2 protein-coding genes are annotated in these 1760 nt (G+C 63.4%); both read right to left on the reverse strand.

Features of this window, described 5'->3' with window-relative positions; genetic code table 11:
* On the reverse strand, window positions 1-258 hold a 258-nt coding region (locus ACFWF3_RS34625), incomplete at its 3' end, for a GTP-binding protein (protein ID WP_379318269.1).
* Window positions 259-393: 135 nt separating this feature from the next.
* Window positions 394-1760 (reverse strand): elongation factor G (gene fusA, locus ACFWF3_RS34630; RefSeq protein WP_379318271.1); only part of this gene is annotated, 1367 nt, incomplete at its 5' end.

The following is a 1760-nucleotide window of genomic DNA, read 5'->3' on the forward strand; positions in this document are numbered from 1 at the left end:
ACCCGGGGCGTCGACGTGCGCGTAGTGGCGCTTCTCGGTCTGGTACTCGACGTGGGAGATGTTGATCGTGATACCACGAGCCTTCTCCTCCGGCGCCTTGTCGATCTGATCGAACGCAAACGCGTCGTTCAGGGTCGGGAACTTGTCAGCCAGCACCTTGGTGATCGCTGCAGTCAGCGTGGTCTTGCCGTGGTCGACGTGACCGATGGTGCCGATGTTGACGTGCGGCTTCGTCCGCTCGAACTTCGCCTTCGCCACTTTGGGGTCCTCCTGGACTTGTTGGTGCGTGCATTTGCAGCAGTGCGTGTGTCATCCCCACTGGGGGTGGGGATCGGGTTTTTTCTTGACGTCCAGCACTTGCGGTCCAGTGTGCCACTGGACCGCAAGAGGGTTTTATTCGCCGGTCGCCTTGGCGATGATCTCCTTGGACACGTTGGCCGGAACCTCCGCGTACTGGGCGAACACCATGGAGTAGTTCGCGCGACCCTGGGTCTTGGACCGCAGGTCACCGATGTAACCGAACATCTCCGAGAGCGGAACCAGCGCCTTGACGACACGGGCACCACTGCGTTCCTCCATGGCCTGAATCTGGCCACGGCGGGAGTTGAGGTCGCCGATCACGTCGCCCATGTATTCCTCGGGCGTGATGACCTCGACCGCCATGAGCGGCTCGAGGATCACCGGACCGGCCTTACGGGCCGCTTCCTTGAGGGCCTGCGAACCCGCGATCTTGAACGCCATTTCCGAGGAGTCGACGTCGTGGTACGCGCCGTCGAGCAGGCTGACCTTCAGGTTCACCAGCGGGTAGCCGGCGAGCACGCCGTACTGCATGGCATCCTGGGCGCCCGCGTCGACCGACGGGATGTACTCACGGGGCACGCGACCACCGGAGACCTTGTTCTCGAACTCGTAGGTCGCGCCGTCTTCGCCGACGAACGGCTCGAGGGCGATGATGACCTTCGCGAACTGGCCGGAGCCACCCGTCTGCTTCTTGTGGGTGAACTCGTGCTTTTCGACCTTCTTGGTGATGGTCTCGCGGTAGGCCACCTGCGGCTTGCCGACGTTGGCCTCGACCTTGAACTCGCGACGCATACGGTCGACGAGGATGTCGAGGTGGAGCTCGCCCATGCCGCCGATGACGGTCTGGCCGGTCTCCTGGTCGAGCTTGACCGAGAACGTCGGGTCTTCGCGCGCCAGCTTCTGGATCGCGGTGCCGAGCTTTTCCTGGTCGGACTTGGTCTTGGGCTCGATCGAGACCTCGATGACCGGATCCGGGAACGTCATCGACTCGAGGACGACCTGGTTCTGCGCGTCGGACAGGGTGTCACCGGTGGTGGTGTCCTTCAGGCCGATGACCGCGTAGATGTGGCCTGCCGACGCCGTGGCGACCGGCATCTCCTTGTTGGAGTGCATCTGGAACAGCTTGCCCAGACGCTCCTTCTTGCCCTTGGTCGAGTTCACGACCTGGGCGCCGGAGGCGACCTGACCCGAGTACACACGCACGTAGGTGAGTTCACCGAAGAACGGGTGCACCGCGATCTTGAACGCCAGCGCCGCGAACGGCTCGTCGACGTTCGGCTTGCGGGTGATCAGCTCTTCTTCCTTGTTGGGCACGTGGCCGGTGGTGGCCTCGACGTCCAGCGGGGAAGGGAGGTAATCGATGACCGCGTCGAGCAGGGGCTGAACGCCCTTGTTCTTGAACGCCGTACCGCAGAACACCGGGGTGACCGTGGTGTCCGAGGACTTGCCGGACGCGATGG

Source organism: Nocardia sp. NPDC060220 (genome assembly GCF_042727815.1).
Classification (GTDB): domain Bacteria; phylum Actinomycetota; class Actinomycetes; order Mycobacteriales; family Mycobacteriaceae; genus Nocardia.